Source organism: Pseudooceanicola aestuarii, assembly GCF_010614805.1.
Classification (GTDB): domain Bacteria; phylum Pseudomonadota; class Alphaproteobacteria; order Rhodobacterales; family Rhodobacteraceae; genus Pseudooceanicola; species Pseudooceanicola aestuarii.
The window spans coordinates 546,195-564,205 of sequence record NZ_JAAFZC010000002.1; the positions used below are offsets into that span (position 1 = coordinate 546,195).

The following is an 18,011-nucleotide window of genomic DNA, read 5'->3' on the forward strand; positions in this document are numbered from 1 at the left end:
TTGAACGTATCTATTTGATCTATGCTTTCGGCTTTCGCAAGCTGACGTCAACCCAACGTCAACAGAGTTCCCGCATGTCCGTCGAAGCACGCGAAGCCCGCCAACCGTGGATCCTGCTGTCCCCTGCCCTTACGGCGGTGGGACTGCTGCTGTTCGTGCCGCTGATGTTCATCGTGGTCTACAGCTTCTGGCTGCGCACAGCGACAGGGGCGGACGTGGCGGGGTTTCACCTCGACAATTGGGCAGAGGCGCTGACCGATGCCTTCTACCGCGACATCCTGCTGAACACGCTGAAAATCGCCGCGATCACCACGGCGGTCTGTGCGCTGATGGGCTATCCGGCGGCCTATTTCATCGCCCGTTCGCAAGGGAACAAGGCATTGTTGCTGCTGTTGTTGATGCTGCCGTTCTGGATCAGCTACATTATCCGCACGATGAGCTGGATCAACATTCTGGGCGTGTCCGGCGCGCTGAACGGGATGCTGCTGTGGGCGGGGCTGATCCAGGAACCGATCCAGATGCTTTACAACGAGGTCACCGTGATCCTGGGGCTGGTGCATTTCCTGCTGCCCTTCATGGTGCTGAACATCTTTGTCAGTCTCGACGGCATCGACACCACGCTGGAGGACGCCGCCAATTCGCTGGGCGCGACACGCTGGCAGGCCTTTGTGCAGGTGACATTGCCATTGTCGCTGCCGGGCCTCGCCGCCGGGGGGCTGCTGTGTTTCGTGCTGGGCGCGGGCACCTATATCACGCCGCTGGTGCTGGGCGGGCCGACCGACGCCATGTTCGCCAATCTGGTATTCGAAGCGATCATCACGCAGCTGAACTGGCCATTGGGATCGGCGCTGTCGCTGATGCTGCTGGCGGTGCTGGGCACTCTGGTGGTGATCTACAACCGCTATCTGGGCATGGCCCAGCTGATGAAGGGGTTGGGTTGATGACCGGGACGGAACGCACGGCACCGTGTCGCGCACGGGCAAGCGCGACACGGGCAAGGGGAGCACGGGCATGAACTGGGGCTGGCAGATGATCCGGGGCTACGCGATCCTCGTTTACCTCTTCATGTTCCTGCCGGTCGCGGTGGTTGTCCTGCTCAGCTTCAACGCCTCGCAATTCGGCAGCTTCCCGATGACCGGTCTGTCGCTGCGCTGGTTCGTGGAACTGGCGCAGAACGATGCGATCCTGCGGGCCTTTCGCACCTCTGTCGTGCTGGGGCTGATGACAGCGGCGATTTCCACCACGTTGGGGGTTCTGGCCAGTCTGGCGCTGGTGCGCTACCGGCTGCCGGGTGCCAACATGATCTCCACCCTGCTGATCGCACCCATTCTGGTGCCGGAGGTGGTATTGGCCGTGGCGCTGCTGTTGTTCCTGAATTTCCTCGGCGTGAACAAAAGCTTTGCCCTGCTGCTGTTCGGACATGTGATCTTTACCCTGCCCTTTGTCATCCTGGTGGTGCAGGCGCGCCTTGTCTCCATCCGCCGCGACGTGGAGGAGGCCGCGATGAGCCTTGGCGCCTCCCCGCTTCAGACCTTTTTTCAGGTGACGCTGCCGCTGATGATGCCGGCGGTCCTGGCCGGTGCGCTGTTCGCGTTCACCATCAGTTTCGACGACATCACCGGCACGCTGTTCTGGAAACCCGGCGGGGTGGAGACAGTGCCGACGCAGATCTTTGCCATGCTGCGCAATTCGATTTCCCCCGAGATCAACGCCCTGGGCACGGTGATGATCGTGATGACCGTGGGCCTGCCCCTTCTCGGCGCCGCAATGGCGCGCAGTCTTTCCAGAAAAAGCGGCGCATGAACCGCTAAAGCCACCAACAGACCTTCGACCGACAAGGAGATATGACATGACCAAGATGGACGAGACCCGCCGCTATGAACGCCTGCGGGACCGCTACAGGAACGGCGATCTGGATCGCCGCAGCTTCCTTGGCCTGCTGGGGGCGGCGGGCGCGGCCTACGGGCTGGTGACGCCCTATCGCGCGCTGGCCGCCGAGGTCAGCCAGGTGCGGTTCGACGGCTGGGGCGGCGTGGTGTCCGAGGCATTGCGCAAGAACGCCTTTGACCCGTTCACCGCCGACACCGGGATCGAGGTGGTCGATGGTACCTTCGGCGGCGGGGACGAATACCTCAGCCGCGTGAAGGCCAGCCAGCCGGGCGAATTCAACATCGCCCATCTGTCGGGCGTGTTCGACTATGCCCGCTACCACAATCTGGGCCTGACGGCCGAGCTGAACGAGGCGAATATCCCCAACCTCGAATATGTCATCCCCAAGCTGAACGACGTGTTTCGCGCCGTGACCGACGGCAAACTGTCCTGCGTGCCCTACGATTACGGCACCACCGGCATCGCCTATAACCGCAAGTACATCTCGGACGAGGAGATGCAGGAAAAGGGCGCCAGGATCCTGATCGACGCCGCCCACGAGGGCAAGATCGCCGGCTGGTCCGACTGGCGCACGCGGATGTGGTACGCCGCCCTGCAAACCGATCAGAACCCCAATGGCGCCACCGATGTCGAAGCCTGCTGGGACGCCGTGCGCCAGCACCGTGATCTCAGCCTGAAATACTGGGGATCGGGCGCCGAATTGATGAGCCTGCTGGCGGAGGAGGAAATCCACGTCACCGAAGGCTGGTCCGGGCGCATCTACGCCTTGCAGGAACAGGGCCACGACATCGGCTACATGGACCCGCCCAACGGGTTCGGCTGGCAGGAATGCATGTTCGTGATCAAGGGCTCGCCGCTGGAGGCCTGCGAGGCGCTGCTGAACTTCATGCTGGCGCCGGAGACCTCCATCGCGGTGGCCGAAGGGCAGAATTATCCGCCCGCGCTGGACCCGCAGAAGGTCGATCTGGGCGACAAGATCCCCACCCTGCCCGCCTTTGACCCCACGGGTACGTTGTCGGGGCTGACCTTCGCCGATCCGACCTATTGGAACGGTCACGAACAGGACTGGTCCAAGACGTTTGGCCGGGTGCAGAAAGGGTACTGAGCCCCGGACGTTCCGGCACCTCCCGGTTCCCCGCCCCCGCATGAATTGCGGCGGGCGGGGACCCACCGGCCCTCCCGGCCCCCACCAAACCGCGCAAGGACAGGCCATGAGCTCCGTCACATTGGACAATATCGCCAAGCGTTTTGGCAGTTTTACCGCCGTGCATCCCACCAGTCTGGAGATCCCCGAGGGCGCCTTTGTCACGCTGCTGGGTCCGTCGGGCTGCGGGAAGACCACGAACCTGCGCATGATCGCCGGGCTGCTGGACCCGTCAGACGGCGAAATCCGCATCGGCGGAAAACGCATGAACGACGTCCCCATCCACAAGCGCAACCTGGGCGTGGTGTTCCAGAACTACGCCCTGTTTCCCCATCGCACCGTGGCGCAGAACGTGGCCTTTGGCCTGAAATACCGCGACGTGCCGAAATCCGACATCCCCGCCCGCGTCCGCGCCGCGCTGGATCTGGTGCAGCTGCCCGACGTGGGGGAGCGCTATCCCAAGGCACTGTCAGGCGGCCAGCAACAGCGCATCGCGCTGGCCCGCGCCATCGTTACCGAACCCGACGTTCTGCTGCTGGACGAACCGCTGTCGGCGCTGGATGCCAACCTGCGCGAGGACATGCGGGTCGAGCTGAAGCGCATTCAGGATCAGATCGGCGTCACCACCGTCTTTGTCACGCATGACCAGTCGGAGGCGCTGGCCATGTCCGATCGTATCGTGGTGATGAGCGCGGGCCGCGTGGAGCAGGTCGGCACGCCCGAGGAGGTCTACAACACCCCCGCCAGCCGCTTTGTCGCCAATTTCCTTGGCGCCTCCAACATTCTGGGCGGGCGCTGTCTGGGCCACGACGCGGCGGAGGTCGCGCTGGACATGCCGCTGTTTGGCGCCTTTTCCGTCCCGGCGGCGCGGGCGGCGGGCGTCAGCCCCGGCGCGGCGCAGATGGTCCTGCGGGCGGAGAAATTGTTGCTGGTGCCGCGCGGTGCGGCACCCGAGGGCAGCGTTCAGGCCGATGCCACCGTGGAGACGGTGGATTACCAGGGCCAGACGGTGCGCTATTTTCTGCGCGTCGGCGACACGCAATTGCAGGCGATCAACTTGATCGACGACCGCCCCTTTGCCGAAGGCGCGTCCGTCACCGCGACCTTCCGCCCCCGCGACTGTGCCGCCCTTCCCCCGGACCCGGCCGCGTGATGACACAGGAGGCAACGTCATGAGCAATCTGTTCTACCAGGGGCGCGGCCGCAAACCCACACTGGACCAGGCGCGCGGCGTCTACATGTGGGACACGGACGGCAAGCGTTATCTTGACGGGTCATCGGGGGCGATGGTCTGCAACATCGGCCATTCCCACCCCGCCGTTCTGGACGCGATGCGCCGCCAGATGGAGAAATCCACCTTTGGCTACCGCCTGCATTTCGAGACGGAACCTGCCGAACGTCTGGCCGCCCGGCTGGCCGGACTGATGCCTGCCGGGCTGGACCGGGTCTTTTTCGTCTCTGGCGGGTCGGAAGCGGTTGAAAGCGGCCTGAAACTCGCCCGCCAGCACGCGCTGGCCACCGGGCAGGACAAACGGTGGAAGGTGATCAGCCGCGCGCCCTCCTATCACGGCTGCACGCTGGGCGCGCTGGCACTGACCTCCTACGCGCCGCTCACCGCCCCCTTTGTCCCGATGATGCAGGCCATGCCCAAAGTGCCCGCGCCGCGTGCCTATCTCGACGGGCTGGACCCGGACGATCCCGCCACCGGGCACCATTACGCCGCCATGCTGGAGGCACAGATCCAGGCAGAGGGGCCGGAGACGGTGCTGGCCTTCATACTGGAGCCGGTCGGCGGTGCCTCCACCGGCGCGCTGGTCCCCCCGCGCGGCTATATGGAGGCGGTGCGGGAGATCTGCACCCGCCACGGCGTGCTGCTGATCATGGATGAGGTGATGACCGGCGCGGGCCGCACCGGTGCCTTTATCGGCTGCGCGCATTGGGATTGCCGTCCCGACATCGTTGTGATGTCCAAGGGGCTGGGCGCGGGCTACATGCCACTGGGGGCAATGGTGGCCGATGATGCGCTGGTCGGGCCGGTGCTGGATGCGGGCGGGTTTGCCCATGGCTTCACCTATGCCGGCAATCCGCTGGCCTGTGCCGCCGGTCTGGCCGTTCTCGACGTGATCGAGGACGAGACCCTGTGTGCCAATGCCACCGCGATGGGCAATGCCCTGCTGGCCCGGCTGCACGCGCTGACCGCGCGGCATCCACTGATCGGCGACGTGCGCGGCAAGGGCCTGTTGACGGCGGTGGAGCTGATGGCCGACCCGCAGGCAAAAACGCCGTTGCCCGCCGCGATGAACGCCCATCAGCGGCTGGTCGATCTGGCCTATGACGCCGGGCTGATCATTTATTCCCGCCGTACCCGCGACGGGGTGGCGGGCGATCACCTGCTAATCTGTCCGCCGCTGACCGTGACAGAACCCCAGCTGGAGGAAATCATCGAAGGTCTGGACCATGCGCTGTCCGTCTTTGCCGCCGAACTGCCGACTGCGCGGGCCATGGCGTGACGGCAAGAGCACCCGTGACCCTCCGCCCCGCAGGGCCCGCCGATGCCGTGCGGCTGCAAGCCGGGCTGATGGCGCTGTCCTCGGATCTGGGCGATGTGCACCGCGCCGACCTGGCCGGGTTGAAAGCCGCCGGCTGGGGGCCCGCCCCCGCTTTCCGCGCCCTGCTGGCGGAGGGCGCAAGCCCGACCGCTCCCGGTGCCCCGCAGGCAACGCCGACACCGCCCCCCGACGCGGCGGCCCGGTCGCCGGCCGGAACGCTCCAACAGGACATGGCAGCGATGACCTGCGCGCCGGATCTCCGTGGGCTGGTGCTGTACTGCCCTGCGTTTTCGACCGCGCGCGGCGGACGGGGGATCTACGTGTCCGACCTCTGGGTCGCAGCCGGCGGACGCTCCTGCGGGCTGGGCCGTCGGCTGCTGCACGCGGCGCTGGCGGATGCGGCGGCACAGAGCGGCGCCCCGATGCGATTCCTGAAGTTGCAGGTCTATGACCACACACCGCGCGCCCGACGGTTCTACGACAGGCTGGGCTTTGTCCCCGTCGGCGGGTTCAGCGAACTGATCTTGGACGCGGCCGCCTGCGCGGCCCTGGAAGGAGCGACATGAAAGCGATCTTCGACGAACGGCAATGGCGGCACGATCCGCAGCATTTCATGGCCAACGGCACGATATCCCCCAACCCCGAACAACCCCGCCGGATCGAGGTGCTGCACGCCGCCGCACAGGCCGCCGGGTGCCGGTTCCAGCCGCCGCAGGATGCCGGGCGCGGGCCGATCGCGGCCGTGCATACCGCCGAATACCTGACCTTTCTGGAAACGATCCACCCGCGCTGGCGCCGGATCGACGGCGCCGGCCCCGAGGTGATCCCGAACATCCACCCCGGCAACCGCAGCGACAGCTACCCCCGCTCTGCCGTCGGGCAGGCCGGATATCACCAGGCCGACACCGCGTGCCCCATCGCCGAAGGCACCTGGGAGGCCGCCTATTGGTCCGCCCAAAGCGCGCTGACCGGTGCCGACCTGATCGCTGACGGGGGGGAACGCGCCGCTTACGTGCTGTCGCGGCCGCCGGGGCACCATGCCTTTGCCGACATGGCGGGAGGTTTCTGTTTCCTGAACAATTCCGCCATCGCGGCGCAGCGCCTGGCCGATCGCGGCCTGCGCCCCGCCATCCTGGACGTGGATGTGCATCACGGCAACGGCACCCAGGGGATCTTCTACGACAGCGACACGGTGCTGACCCTGTCGATCCATGCCGATCCCGAACGGTTTTACCCGTTCTTCTGGGGCCATGCGCAGGAACGCGGCACCGGGCGCGGGCTGGGCAGCAATCTGAACCTGCCGCTGCCGCGCGGCACCGGCGATGATGCCTATCTTCAGACGCTGGATCTTGCGCTGCAACGGGTGCGTAGCTTCGGCACCGATGTGCTGGTGGTGGCTTTGGGGCTGGATGCCTCCATCGACGATCCGTTTCAGGGGCTGGCGATCACGCAGGGCGGCTTTGCCCGGATCGGCGCGGCGATGGCGGCGACCGGTCTGCCCGTTCTTTTCGTGCAGGAGGGCGGCTACCTGTCGGAGACGCTGGGCACCAACCTGACCCGTACCCTCACCGGCTTCAAGGAGGGGGCCTGATGACCTCTTCCGGCCCTGAGTCGGCCCCCGGCTCCTCGTCCCCCCCCGCCCCGGCCGGAACCCTCCCCGACATGCTGGTCATCGGCGGCGGAATCGCGGGGATCAGCGCGGCTGCCCATCTGGCGCGGCACATGTCTGTCCGCGTACTGGAGGCGGAGGGCCATCCCGGCACCCAGGCCACCGCGCGGTCGGCTGCGATCTTCATCCGCAATTACGGCAACGCGACCCTGCGCGCCCTGAACGCCGCCGCCGCCCCGGTGATGGACGCCCCCGGCGAGGGGTTCGACGGTCCCGTCCTCTCCCCCCGGGGGGAGATGCTGCTGGCAAGCGAGGCCGAACTGACCGCCCTTGAGGATTACGCCACCGGCGCCCATGGGCTGGAACATCTGGACGCGCGCGAAGCCGTCGAACTGGTGCCGATCCTGCGCCCCGAGCGGATCGCGGCCGCGATCATCGAATGGGACGCGCAGGATATCGACGTCGATCGCCTGTTGTCCGGCTACCTGCGCCTGCTGCGCCATCGTGGCGGCACGGTGGAAACCGGCGCGCCGGTCACGGCGATGACCCGACGCGACGGATTATGGCAGGTGACGGCGGGCGGGCGCATCCATGTCGCGCCGCTGGTGGTGAATGCCGCAGGCGCCTGGGCGGGCCAGGTGGCGGCGCAGGCCGGCGCGCTGCCGGTCGATCTGTCTCCGCTGCGCCGCTCTGCCGCGCTGTTGCCGGCGCCGGGGGGACGGGATCTGTCGCGCTGGCCGCTATTCGGATCGGTCAGCGAGACCTGGTATGCCAAGCCCGATGCCGGCAAGCTGATGGTCAGCCCCGCCGACGAGGATCCCGTGCCCCCGCATGACGTCTGGCCCGATGACATGGTGCTGGCCGAAGGGCTGGACCGCTATGAACAGGCGGTCACCGAACCGGTGGCCCGCGTCGAACGCAGCTGGGCCGGGCTGCGCACCTTTGCCCCCGACCGGACGCCGGTGGTGGGGTTCGATCCCCGCGCCGAAGGGCTGTTCTGGCTGGCCGGACAGGGCGGATATGGCGTGCAGACCGCTCCCGCTCTGGCCGCCCTCACCGAAGCACTGGTCACCGGCACCGTTCCCGCGCTATCGGAGGACGTCATCGCGGCGCTGGACCCGCGCCGGTTCGAGACTTCAGGAACAAAGGACATATCATGACCGAGATCACCCGCCACAACACCAACGCCCGGATGAGCCAGATCGTCACCCATGGCGACACCATCTACCTTGCCGGCCAGATCGGCACCCCCGGCGCCAGCGTCACCCAGCAGACCCAGGATTGCCTGGCCAAGGTCGACGCCCTGCTGGCGGAGGCCGGCAGCGACAACACCCGCATCCTGCAAGCCACCATCTGGCTGGCCGACATGGCCGATTTCGCCGAGATGAATGCCGTCTGGGACGCATGGGTGCCCGAGGGCAATGCCCCCACCCGCGCCTGTGGCGAGGCCAAGCTGGCGACCCCGGACTACACCGTCGAAGTCATCGTGGTCGCCGCGCGCGCCTGACCCGGCCCGGCGGCCTCCGGATAATTCCGGCGGCCCTCGCATAAAAATGCCGCCCGGTGCGGGAACCGGGCGGCAAGGTGCGTCGAGCTGGTCGCAAGACCGTCGCCCGAACGGGAAGAGACCATTCAGGGCCGGGTCATCTTGATGTCCTGGCTCATGTAATCGTTGGTAAAGGCCGTGGCTGGATCGAATTCCGTTTCCAGCTCGAAATAGGTGTCCACCAGGTCATAGGTGGCCTGAATTCGGTCCGCGCCGAACCAGCCCAGGCCGGTTTCGACGGTATCGTCGGTGGCCATCAACTCCATCACGCGAGACCATTGATCCTCCATCGCCTCGCGGTTCAGGCCGCTGGCATTGTCCAGAAGCGCATCGACACAGGGCGCGGCATTGTCCACGCAGGCGCGGTAAGCGCGCTGCGTGACCTCGACAAAGGCGGCGACCAGTTCGCCGTTTTCTGCCAGGAAGTCATTGTTGACAATGAAGGAGTTGCCATAGGGGTTCAGGCCGACTTCGGACCAGCGCAGGTGGCCCAGGTCCTCGCCGAACTCTTTCACCTTCTGGTCATGGCCGTTGTAGAAATCGCTGATGATATCGACCCGGCCGGCGGCCAGCGTCGGCATCTTGGCGGCCGGGGCCACGTTGACAAAGGACACGGCGTCCTCTGCGATGCCGACCGCCTTGGCAAAAGCGGGCCACATCACGCGCGCCGCGTCGCCCGAAGGATTGCCCAGCGTGTGGCCGGGAAAATCCTCCGGGCCGTTGATGCCGCTGGATTTCTTCCAGTAAAGGGTAAAGGGCGAGTTGGCGTAAAGCGCCATGACCGCCGTCAGCTCCGCCCCCTTGGAACGGGCGAGAAATGCGGTGCCCAGTTCTGCGATGCCCATCTCCACCGCGCCGACGCCGACGTTCTGCGCCGCCAGGCCGGAGCCTTTGCCGGACTGGATATCAAGATCGATGCCCGCCGCGTCGTACCAGCCCTGCGCCTTGGCATAGAACAGGGGCGCATGGTCGGCGCCCGGCGTCCAGTTGAGGATCAGGCCGACATCCTGCTGCGCCTGCGCAGCCAGCGGGGTGAACAGGGGCGCGGCGGCCACCAGGACCGCCAGCGCGGCGCGACGTGTTGTGATAGTCATGGTTATCTCCCGGTTAGATGGGCCGCCCGGACCGGCGGAAGGGCCCTTGTGACTCTGACGCTAGGCAAAGGGCGGTCGTTCTGTCAACAAACTTCAACCATTCAGTTGATGAATTACCCGGTCACCCAGATTTTTCTCCCACTACTCCATATGAAATTTGTTGACACGAAGGTACCCGACAGGAAATCATCAACCATTCGTTTGATTCGATCAGCAGGAGCCGCCGATGCCGGACCCCACCCAGACCCGTGCCGCCCCGACCCGGCGGCCCGCCCTGCCGGAGAACTGGTCCAGCACCGCCCTGGCCGTCGGCGCGCATCTGGCGCTGCTGTTGTTGTGGTGGGCGGTGACCGCATGGGGCAACATGCCCTCCTTCATCCTGCCCTCCCCGGCAGAGACGCTGGCCACGTTGTTCGACCCCAATTACAAATGGGGTTACAATACCTTCATCACCGCAACGGAGATCTTCGTGGGCTACGGCCTGGCGATCGTGATCGGGGTCGCGCTGGCGATGCTGTTCACCTGGTTCCGCACTCTGCGGGCCTCGCTGTTCCCGCTGTTCGTGACCATCTCCATGGTGCCGAAGGTTGCATTGGGTCCGCTGCTGATCGTCTGGTTCGGCTACGGCGTCAGCACCAACATCTTCTTCGCCTTCGTCATCACCTTCTTCCCGATCCTGATCACCACCGCCCGTGGCCTGCGAGAGGTGGAGCCCGATCTGCTGGACCTCGTCCGTGCGTTGAAGGGCACGCGCTGGCAGATCTTTCGCAAGATCCAGCTGCCCGGCGCCCTGCCCTATATCTTCTCCGCCATGAAGGTGGGAGCGATCCTGGCCGTGGCCGGGGCCATCGTGGGGGAATTCGTCGCCTCTTCCGAGGGGTTGGGCTACCTGATGATCCAGGTGCAATCGACGCTGGATACCGCCGCGATGTTCATGGCGGTGCTGCTGCTGTCGTTGCTGGGCGTGGCGCTGTTTGCCGTCGTGCTGGTGCTGGAGCGCCTGTTGGTGGTCAAGGACGCGCGCCTTGACCAGGCGCCGCAATGACCGACGATCCCGCCCTCCTGCCCGCAGCCGAGCTGGTCGCCGCCTATGCCGCCCGCCGCCTGTCCCCGGTAGAAGTCGCACAGGCCGCGCTGAACCGCGCGGAGGCCGCGCAACCGGTGCTGAACGCCTTTTGCGTGCTGGACCCGGACGCGGCGCTGGCCGATGCCCGCGCCGCAGAGCAGCGCTATGCCCAGGGCGCGCCGCTGTCGCCGGTGGACGGTGTGCCCACCACGCTGAAGGATCTGGTCCTGACACGGAGCTGGCCCACCCGACGCGGATCGCGCACCATCCCCGAGGCCGGGCCCTGGGATCAGGACGGCCCCGCCACCGCCCGCCTGCGGGAGGGCGGCGCCGTCCTGCTGGGCAAGACGACGACGCCGGAATTCGCCTTCAAGCCGATCACCACCTCGCCCCTGACCGGGATCACCCGCAACCCGTGGAACCCCGCGCTGACCCCCGGCGGGTCCAGCGGCGGGGCCGGCGCTTCGGTCGCCGTGGGGGCGGGCACTCTGGCTCTGGGCACCGATGCGGGCGGGTCGATCCGCATCCCGTCGTCCTTCTGCGGGGTCTTCGGGTTGAAACCCAGCGGCGGGCGGGTGCCGACCTGGCCGCCGACGCCGCTGGCCTCTCTCGTCAGCTTCGGGCCGATGACGCGCTGCGTGGACGATGCCGCACGTATGCTGACCCTGCTGGCCCGTCCCGACCTGCGCGACGTCACTGCGCTGCCGCCCGAAAGCACCGCCTATCACCAACGGCTGGACGCCGACCCGGCCGGATGGCGCATCGCGTTTTCGCCCGACATGGGCATCGCGCGTGTCGACCCGGAGGTCGCAACACTGGCCGCCCGCGCGGCGGCGGTCTTTGCCGATCTGGGCGCACGGGTCGAACAGGTGGAGCAGGTCATGGACGATCCCGAGCCGCTGATGACCCGGCTGCGTCGGGGTTATACCGCCCATGCCTTTCGCCACATGGGTCCGGCCGATTTCGCCATCATGGACCCCGATATCGTGGCGGAGATCGAGACCAGCCGCAGCGCTGATCTGATGCAGCACCTCGATGCCGAAATGGACCGGCTGGCGCTGATGCGCCACATGGCGGAATTCCACACCCGCCATGACCTGCTGATCACCCCGACCCTGACCCTGCCGCCCTTCTCGGCGGAGGTGGAGCGGCCAGACGGCGAAAGCCGCTATTCCTGGACCCGGCTGTGCATCGCCTTCAACCTGACGCGCCAGCCCGCCGCCTCCATCCCCTGTGGAATGACGCGGGACGGAAGGCCCGTAGGTTTGCAGATCGTCGGCCCCTATGGCGCCGACCTGCGCGTATTGCAGGCCGCCCGCGCCTTCGAGGCGGCGCAGCCCTGGTCCGGGCCGCCGCCCCTCTGCGCCCAGGACAGGCCCCAATGAACGACCAAGTGAAGGACACATTCATGACCTCCCAGCCCGCGGCCCAGCCGACCCCGCTGCCTCCCGCCTCGGCTCTGCCCGACCGGATCGACGATATCGCCACGCTCGAAGAGCTGTTGTCCCGCCCCGATGCCGCCACCGTCGCGGACCTGGAAACGCTGGACGGCGACATCATGGTGCTGGGGGTCTCCGGAAAGGTCGGGCCGTCGCTGGCTCACATGGCCGCCCGCGCCCTGCCCGACCGCCGGGTGATTGGCGTGGCCCGGTTCTCGGATCCGCAGATACGCCGCGATCTGGACAGCTGGGGGGTGGAGACGATCCAATGCGACATGATGGACCGCGATGCGCTGTCCCGCCTGCCGCGCGCGCGCAACATCGTGTTCATGGCCGGGCACAAATTCGGATCCTCGGGCAATCAGGGGCTGACCTGGGCGATGAACACCTATTTGCCAGGCCTTGTCGCGGAAACCTTTACCGAGGCCCGGTTCTCCGTCTTTTCAACGGGTTGCGTCTATCCCTTTGTCCCGCTGGAGCAGATCGGCGCGGACGAGGGGGTCATCCCCGAACCGCCCGGCGAATACGCGCAATCCTGCATCGGGCGGGAACGGATGTTCGAACATTTCTCCCGCCAGCATGACGCGCCGGGGCGGCTGATCCGACTGAACTACGCGATCGACATGCGCTACGGCGTTTTGGGCGATATTGCCATGCGGATCCGGGCCGGGCAGCCGATCGACCTGGAGACCGGCCATGTCAACGTGATCTGGCAGGGCGATGCCAACCGGTTCGCCCTGCGCGCGCTGGCCCATGGTACCGTGCCCGCCGCGCCGCTGAACGTCTCGGGACCGGAGACCCTGCCGGTGCGATGGCTGGCCGAACAGCTGGCCGCCCGCATGGGGATCGACGTCAGCTTTACCGGCACCCCCGGCCCCACCGCCTGGCTGAACAATTCCGCCGAAGCCTTCCGCCTCTTCGGCTACCCGGAGGTGCCTCTGGGCCGGATGCTGGACTGGGTGGCGGACTGGACCGCGCGGGACATGCCCACCCTGGGCAAGCCCACCAAGTTCGAGACCCGTGATGGACGCTACTGATCCGCCCACCCTCCTGGGCACCGCCGATGTCCCCGCCTGCATGGCCCTGTCAGAGGAAGCCTGCTGGAACCAGCGCGCCGCGGATTGGCGGATGATGCTGACGCTGGGCACCGGGCTGGCGCTGCGCGACGGCGGCGGCATCCCCCGCGCCACCGCGCTGGCGTTGCCGCTGGGCGAGGCCATGGGCTGGATTTCCATGGTGCTGGTAACCCAGGCGCTGCGCGGCCACGGCCATGCCAAGCGGCTGATGCTGGCCGCCATCGCCACGCTGGAGGACACCGGCCGCATTCCCGTGTTGGATGCCACCCCGGCAGGAGAGCCGCTGTACCGCCGACTGGGGTTTCGCGAGATAGGCGCGCTGTCGCGGATGGCCGGTACCGGCCTGGCCCTGCACCGGGCCGCCGCGCCCCGGGGCGCCGGGATCCGTCCGCTGCGGGGCAGCGACCTGGCGTGGATGATCCCGCTGGACCGCCAGGTGCTGGGCGCAGAACGCGGGCCGGTACTGCATGACCTGATGACGCGCCCCGGCGCCCTGGCCCTCTGCCGGCTGGCGCATGACGGCTTCGTGCTGTCGCGCGCGGGCCGGGACGCCACGCAGATCGGCCCGCTGGTCGCGCCGGATATCGCTTCGGCCTGCGCCCTGCTGGAATCCGCGCTGTCCCGCGTCTCGGGGCCGGTGCTGATCGACGTGACCCGCGACGGCCCGCTGGAAGGCTGGCTGACCGAACGCGGCTTTTGCCGGCAACGCCCTTTTCTGCGCATGGCGCGCGGGGGGACGGGGCCGATCGGCGATCCGGCCCGCTATTTCGCGGCGGCCGGTCCTGAATTGGGATAGGTGAGATGATACGACATTGGACAGACATACCCGCGCCGGTGCTGGAGCTGCTGAAGACCGGCACCGTGATCCCGGCCCATCCGCTGGCCCTGGGCGAAGGCGCGCAGATCGACCAGGTCCGCCAACGCGCCCTGACCCGCTACTACCTGGACGCGGGCGCCGGCGGGCTGGCCGTGGGGGTGCATACCACCCAGTTCGAAATCCGCGATCACGGGCTATATGCTCCGGTGCTGGACGCCTGCGCCCGCGCTGCCGCCGATTGGTCGGACCGCCCGCGCGTGATGATCGCGGGGCTGGTCGGGCGCACCGAACAGGCCGTGACCGAGGCCCGTATCGCGCGCGACCTGGGCTACCACGCCGGATTGATGAGTCTCGCCGCGTTGAAAGGCGCCTCGCTGGACGAAATGATCGCCCATTGCGCGGCGGTGGCCCAGGAAATCCCTCTGTTCGGGTTCTACCTGCAACCTGCGGTCGGCGGCGTGCCACTGCCGTTCGAGTTCTGGAAACGCTTTGCCGCGATCGACAATGTGATCGGCGTCAAGATGGCACCGTTCAACCGCTACGACACGCTGAACGTGCTGCGCGGCGTGGCGGCGGCACGGGCAGAGGACCGGATCGCGCTCTATACCGGCAACGACGATCACATCGTGGCCGACCTGCTGACCCCTTTTACCATCCTGCGTGACGACGAGAGAGTGACCCTGCCCATTCGCGGCGGCCTGCTGGGCCATTGGTCGGTCTGGACCCGCAGCGCGGTCGAATTGCACGCCCGCTGCCGCGCCGCGGCCGAGGCCGGGACCATCCCCGCCGAACTGCTGGCGCTGGACGCCGAGGTGACGGATTGCAACGCCGCGCTCTTTGACGTGGCGAACGGGTTTCAGGGCGCCATTGCCGGCTGCCACGAAGTACTGCGCCGGCAGGGCCTGTTGACCCACACCCGCTGCCTGAGCGATCACGAAACCCTGGGCCCCGGACAGGCGCAGGAGATCACCCGCGTCACGCGGCAACATTCCCACCTGACCGACGACGCCTTTGTCGCCGACAACCTGGAGCGCTGGCTGGCATGACCCCCAATCGCATCATCCGCATGGAAAACATGCGCAAGGTCTACAAGACGCGGGAGGCCGACATCCTGGCTGTCTCGGACGTGACGATGGATGTGAACGAGGGCGATTTCGTCTCTCTCGTCGGGCCGTCGGGCTGCGGAAAATCCACGGTTCTCAAGGTCCTGGCCGATCTGCATCCCCACGACGGCGGCACGGTCGAGGTCGGATCGCCCACCGCCCCCTTCGATCCCAGCCGCGACATCGGCATGGTGTTCCAGCAGGCGCTGCTGCTGAAATGGCGCCGCATCATCGACAATGTGATGCTGCCCGCCGAGATCATCGGCCTGCCGATGCGCGAGACCCGTGAACGCGCCCGCGACCTGCTGAACATGGTCGGGCTGTCGGGGTTCGAGGACCGCCACCCCTACGAGCTGTCGGGCGGGATGCAGCAACGCGCCGCCATCGCCCGCGCCCTGATCCACGACCCGAAACTGGTGCTCATGGATGAACCGTTCGGCGCGCTGGACGCGCTGACGCGGGAGAAGATGAACCTGGAGATCCTGCGTATCTGGGAGGCCTCGAACAAGACGATCCTGTTTGTCACCCACTCGATCCAGGAGGCGGTCTTTCTCGGCTCCCGTTGCGCGGTGCTGACGGCGGGCCCGGCGCGGATGGCGGACAATTTCTCAATCGACCTGCCCTATCCGCGCCGCCTGACCCAGAAGGCGACGCCTGAATTCGGCGACTACACCCAGCGGATCTACCGTCAGCTGAACCTCGAAGGGGAGGCCGTCGTCCCCCCCGGCGACTGACCGCCCCACTGCGGGCGCAGGCGAGGGCTCCGGCTGCGCGCGGCAAGCTGAAGGGCAGTTCCCGCCAGCGCGGCCCCGCGTGGCACCTTGGCGCGGGATGCGCAACTCGGGAAGGTATCCACAGGATTTCGCTCCGCCCGTGCGCAAATCAGTTGCTTCCCCCCTCGCGCCGGGGCGGCGCCCGGCCTATTCACCGGGGGCAGGCATCCGCCTGCGCCCCTCACCCCAGCCGGAGGTTTCGATGACCCAGCCCGCCGTCCGCCCCCATCCCTTCCCGTTGGCGTTGACCCTGCTGACCGGGCGCGCGGCCCCGCTGGCCGACAGCGCGGTTTGCAGCGGCATCGCCAAAACGCCGGTGACCCAGCCGCTGACCCTTGGCCCCGAGGGGTTCGAGGGCGACGAGCAAGCCGACCGCCGCGTCCATGGCGGGGTGGAGAAGGCGGTGCACCATTACCCGCGCGAGCATTACGCCGCCTGGCAAGCCGACCTGGGCGCCCTGCCCCTGCTGCAATCGCCCGGTGCCTTCGGAGAGAACATCGCCACCACCGGGCTTGATGAACAAAGCGTCGCGATTGGCGATATCTTTCGGCTGGGCGCGGCGCTGGTGCAGGTTTCGCAGGGACGGCAACCCTGCTGGAAGCTCAACCACAGGTTCGGCGTCCCGGACATGGCGCGCCGGGTTCAGACCACCGGTCGCACGGGCTGGTATTACCGCGTGCTGGAACCGGGCCGCGTGAGCCCGGACAGCCTTCTGACCCTGGTGGACCGCCTTGCTCCGGACTGGACGCTGCACCGGCTGTGGCATGCGCTTTACATAGACCGGATGAACCGGGAAGAGCTGCGCGGCATAGCCGCGCTGGACCTGCTGGCGGAGAGCTGGCGCAAATATGCCCGGCGCCGGCTGGACAGCGGCCGGGTGGAGGATTGGACCCCGCGGCTGGAGGGGTCGGAATGACGCGCCCGCCCTTGGTCATCGCCATCCAGAGCCAGGTCGTGTTCGGCCATGTCGGCAACTCGGCTGCGCTGTTTCCCATGCAGGCCGCCGGGCTGGAGGTCGCGGCGCTTCCAACGGTCGTGTTCTCCAACACACCCCATCACCCGACGCTGCGCGGCCGCCCGATCCCGCCGGATTTCTTCGCCGACCTGCTGCTGGGCGCGCGGGAACGCGGACTGGCACAGCGGGCAGAAGTGCTGCTGACCGGCTATATCGGTTCGCCGGAGGTCGCCGCGCTGATCGCCGATTTCGTGGCCGAGGCCAAGCAGGCCAACCCCGCGCTGCGCTATCTTTGCGACCCGGTGATGGGCGATGCGGCGCCCGGCCTCTATGTGCCCGAAACCATCGCCGACGTGATGCGCGACCGGCTGTTGCCGATGGCCGATATCGCCACGCCCAATCCCTGGGAACTGGGTTGGCTGACCGGACGCAGCATCGACACGGTCGCGGATCTGGCAGACGCCGCACGGGATCTGACCCTGGCCCCCGGCGCCCATCTGATCGCCACCGGCTGCGCGCTGGAGGACACTCCCCAGGGCCGGATCGAAAGCGTCATCCTGGGCCCCGATGGCATCTCCCGACACCCGACGCCGCATCTGCCCGTCGCGCTGCCCGGTACCGGGGATCTCTTCGCCGGGCTGGTCGTGGCGGGCCAGGCACGCGGCCTGTCGCTGGCGCGGGCCGTATGCCGGGCGCAGGATCTGACTGGCATGGCGCTGGCCGATGCCCGCGATCTGGGCGCCCATGAAGTGGTGCTGAGCGGCGAAGGTTTCCGCCGCGCCCTGCTGGACCTTGGCGCGCCGTGACAGACCGGCGGGCTGGGGCGCAGCCTCTGGATGATCAGCGCCCGTTTGCAACGCCGGTGCCGAGCCGCCGGCGTTGCGGTCAGCGGGTCAGCGGGTCAGCGGGTCAGGTGAAAAAATCGCGGCGACTTGATCCTGCGCAAGGTG

Annotated in this window: 18 protein-coding genes; 17 read left to right on the forward strand and 1 reads right to left on the reverse strand. The window is 67.4% G+C overall.

The window, feature by feature from the left end:
• The first annotated feature begins 74 nt into the window (after window positions 1–74).
• The 9 genes from G5A46_RS15500 (at window position 75) to G5A46_RS15540 (ending at window position 8,699) form a co-directional block, all read left to right on the forward strand.
• Window positions 75–941: an ABC transporter permease gene (locus G5A46_RS15500; protein ID WP_163850823.1), complete on the forward strand. Its 867-nt coding sequence runs from the start codon at window positions 75–77 to the stop codon at window positions 939–941.
• A 70-nt stretch (window positions 942–1,011) separates the two neighbouring features.
• The gene (locus tag G5A46_RS15505) at window positions 1,012–1,803 is read left to right on the forward strand and encodes an ABC transporter permease (RefSeq protein ID WP_163850825.1); all 792 of its coding nucleotides are present in this window, start codon (window positions 1,012–1,014) and stop codon (window positions 1,801–1,803) included.
• A 55-nt stretch (window positions 1,804–1,858) separates the two neighbouring features.
• On the forward strand, window positions 1,859–2,995 hold the full coding sequence (locus tag G5A46_RS15510; RefSeq protein WP_163851200.1) for an extracellular solute-binding protein: 1,137 nt from the start codon (window positions 1,859–1,861) through the stop codon (window positions 2,993–2,995).
• Window positions 2,996–3,101: 106 nt separating this feature from the next.
• Window positions 3,102–4,187: an ABC transporter ATP-binding protein gene (locus G5A46_RS15515; protein ID WP_163850827.1), complete on the forward strand. Its 1,086-nt coding sequence runs from the start codon at window positions 3,102–3,104 to the stop codon at window positions 4,185–4,187.
• A 19-nt stretch (window positions 4,188–4,206) separates the two neighbouring features.
• Complete coding sequence (locus G5A46_RS15520) at window positions 4,207–5,544, forward strand: aminotransferase family protein (protein ID WP_163850829.1); 1,338 nt, start codon at window positions 4,207–4,209, stop codon at window positions 5,542–5,544.
• Window positions 5,545–5,558: 14 nt separating this feature from the next.
• Window positions 5,559–6,149 (forward strand): GNAT family N-acetyltransferase, encoded by a 591-nt coding sequence (locus G5A46_RS19775; protein WP_239520983.1) that lies wholly within the window; start codon window positions 5,559–5,561, stop codon window positions 6,147–6,149.
• Complete coding sequence (locus tag G5A46_RS15530) at window positions 6,146–7,174, forward strand: histone deacetylase family protein (protein ID WP_163850831.1); 1,029 nt, start codon at window positions 6,146–6,148, stop codon at window positions 7,172–7,174. The genes G5A46_RS19775 and G5A46_RS15530 overlap by 4 nt, the downstream gene beginning before the upstream one ends.
• 71 nt (window positions 7,175–7,245) lie before the next feature.
• A complete protein-coding gene (locus G5A46_RS15535) occupies window positions 7,246–8,352 on the forward strand; it encodes an NAD(P)/FAD-dependent oxidoreductase (RefSeq protein ID WP_239521038.1) in 1,107 nt (368 codons plus the stop codon).
• Entirely contained in the window at window positions 8,349–8,699 is a 351-nt protein-coding gene (locus tag G5A46_RS15540; RefSeq protein WP_163850835.1) for a RidA family protein, read from the forward strand. Before G5A46_RS15535 ends, G5A46_RS15540 begins: the two co-directional genes overlap by 4 nt.
• A gap of 125 nt (window positions 8,700–8,824) precedes the next feature.
• On the opposite strand, the gene G5A46_RS15545 is transcribed toward G5A46_RS15540, so the two are convergent.
• On the reverse strand, window positions 8,825–9,832 hold the full coding sequence (locus G5A46_RS15545) for an ABC transporter substrate-binding protein (RefSeq protein WP_204318769.1): 1,008 nt from the start codon (window positions 9,830–9,832) through the stop codon (window positions 8,825–8,827).
• 226 nt (window positions 9,833–10,058) lie between these two features.
• On the opposite strand from G5A46_RS15545, the gene G5A46_RS15550 reads away from it, so the two are divergent.
• From G5A46_RS15550 to pdxY, 8 genes are all read left to right on the forward strand, one after another.
• A complete protein-coding gene (locus G5A46_RS15550; RefSeq protein WP_163850836.1) occupies window positions 10,059–10,877 on the forward strand; it encodes an ABC transporter permease in 819 nt (272 codons plus the stop codon).
• Entirely contained in the window at window positions 10,874–12,283 is a 1,410-nt protein-coding gene (locus G5A46_RS15555; protein WP_163850837.1) for an amidase, read from the forward strand. The genes G5A46_RS15550 and G5A46_RS15555 overlap by 4 nt, the downstream gene beginning before the upstream one ends.
• A 23-nt stretch (window positions 12,284–12,306) precedes the next feature.
• Window positions 12,307–13,374 carry an NAD-dependent epimerase/dehydratase family protein gene (locus G5A46_RS15560; RefSeq protein WP_163850838.1) on the forward strand — a complete coding sequence of 356 codons (1,068 nt, stop codon included), beginning with the start codon at window positions 12,307–12,309 and terminating at the stop codon, window positions 13,372–13,374.
• A complete protein-coding gene (locus G5A46_RS15565) occupies window positions 13,361–14,209 on the forward strand; it encodes a GNAT family N-acetyltransferase (RefSeq protein WP_163850840.1) in 849 nt (282 codons plus the stop codon). The genes G5A46_RS15560 and G5A46_RS15565 overlap by 14 nt, the downstream gene beginning before the upstream one ends.
• A gap of 5 nt (window positions 14,210–14,214) precedes the next feature.
• Window positions 14,215–15,276, forward strand: a complete 1,062-nt coding sequence (locus tag G5A46_RS15570) for a dihydrodipicolinate synthase family protein (protein ID WP_163850842.1) — start codon at window positions 14,215–14,217, stop codon at window positions 15,274–15,276.
• Window positions 15,273–16,067, forward strand: a complete 795-nt coding sequence (locus G5A46_RS15575; RefSeq protein ID WP_204318770.1) for an ABC transporter ATP-binding protein — start codon at window positions 15,273–15,275, stop codon at window positions 16,065–16,067. Before G5A46_RS15570 ends, G5A46_RS15575 begins: the two co-directional genes overlap by 4 nt.
• Before the next feature lie 241 nt (window positions 16,068–16,308).
• Window positions 16,309–17,022 carry an MOSC domain-containing protein gene (locus G5A46_RS15580; protein ID WP_163850844.1) on the forward strand — a complete coding sequence of 238 codons (714 nt, stop codon included), beginning with the start codon at window positions 16,309–16,311 and terminating at the stop codon, window positions 17,020–17,022.
• Window positions 17,019–17,867: a pyridoxal kinase gene (gene pdxY / locus G5A46_RS15585; protein WP_163850846.1), complete on the forward strand. Its 849-nt coding sequence runs from the start codon at window positions 17,019–17,021 to the stop codon at window positions 17,865–17,867. Before G5A46_RS15580 ends, pdxY begins: the two co-directional genes overlap by 4 nt.
• The last annotated feature ends 144 nt before the right edge of the window (window positions 17,868–18,011 follow it).

Excerpts from the sequence above, each read along its gene's own strand:
- G5A46_RS15500 (WP_163850823.1), top strand. The coding sequence starts at position 75 with ATGTCCGTCGAAGCACGCGAAGCCCGCCAACCGTGGATCCTGCTGTCC.
- G5A46_RS15505 (WP_163850825.1), top strand. The coding sequence starts at position 1,012 with ATGAACTGGGGCTGGCAGATGATCCGGGGCTACGCGATCCTCGTTTAC.
- G5A46_RS15510 (WP_163851200.1), top strand. The coding sequence starts at position 1,859 with ATGGACGAGACCCGCCGCTATGAACGCCTGCGGGACCGCTACAGGAAC.
- G5A46_RS15515 (WP_163850827.1), top strand. The coding sequence starts at position 3,102 with ATGAGCTCCGTCACATTGGACAATATCGCCAAGCGTTTTGGCAGTTTT.
- G5A46_RS15520 (WP_163850829.1), top strand. The coding sequence starts at position 4,207 with ATGAGCAATCTGTTCTACCAGGGGCGCGGCCGCAAACCCACACTGGAC.
- G5A46_RS15530 (WP_163850831.1), top strand. The coding sequence starts at position 6,146 with ATGAAAGCGATCTTCGACGAACGGCAATGGCGGCACGATCCGCAGCAT.
- G5A46_RS15535 (WP_239521038.1), top strand. The coding sequence starts at position 7,246 with ATGCTGGTCATCGGCGGCGGAATCGCGGGGATCAGCGCGGCTGCCCAT.
- G5A46_RS15540 (WP_163850835.1), top strand. The coding sequence starts at position 8,349 with ATGACCGAGATCACCCGCCACAACACCAACGCCCGGATGAGCCAGATC.
- G5A46_RS15545 (WP_204318769.1), bottom strand. The coding sequence starts at position 9,832 with ATGACTATCACAACACGTCGCGCCGCGCTGGCGGTCCTGGTGGCCGCC.
- G5A46_RS15550 (WP_163850836.1), top strand. The coding sequence starts at position 10,059 with ATGCCGGACCCCACCCAGACCCGTGCCGCCCCGACCCGGCGGCCCGCC.
- G5A46_RS15555 (WP_163850837.1), top strand. The coding sequence starts at position 10,874 with ATGACCGACGATCCCGCCCTCCTGCCCGCAGCCGAGCTGGTCGCCGCC.
- G5A46_RS15560 (WP_163850838.1), top strand. The coding sequence starts at position 12,307 with ATGACCTCCCAGCCCGCGGCCCAGCCGACCCCGCTGCCTCCCGCCTCG.
- G5A46_RS15565 (WP_163850840.1), top strand. The coding sequence starts at position 13,361 with ATGGACGCTACTGATCCGCCCACCCTCCTGGGCACCGCCGATGTCCCC.
- G5A46_RS15570 (WP_163850842.1), top strand. The coding sequence starts at position 14,215 with ATGATACGACATTGGACAGACATACCCGCGCCGGTGCTGGAGCTGCTG.
- G5A46_RS15575 (WP_204318770.1), top strand. The coding sequence starts at position 15,273 with ATGACCCCCAATCGCATCATCCGCATGGAAAACATGCGCAAGGTCTAC.
- G5A46_RS15580 (WP_163850844.1), top strand. The coding sequence starts at position 16,309 with ATGACCCAGCCCGCCGTCCGCCCCCATCCCTTCCCGTTGGCGTTGACC.
- pdxY (WP_163850846.1), top strand. The coding sequence starts at position 17,019 with ATGACGCGCCCGCCCTTGGTCATCGCCATCCAGAGCCAGGTCGTGTTC.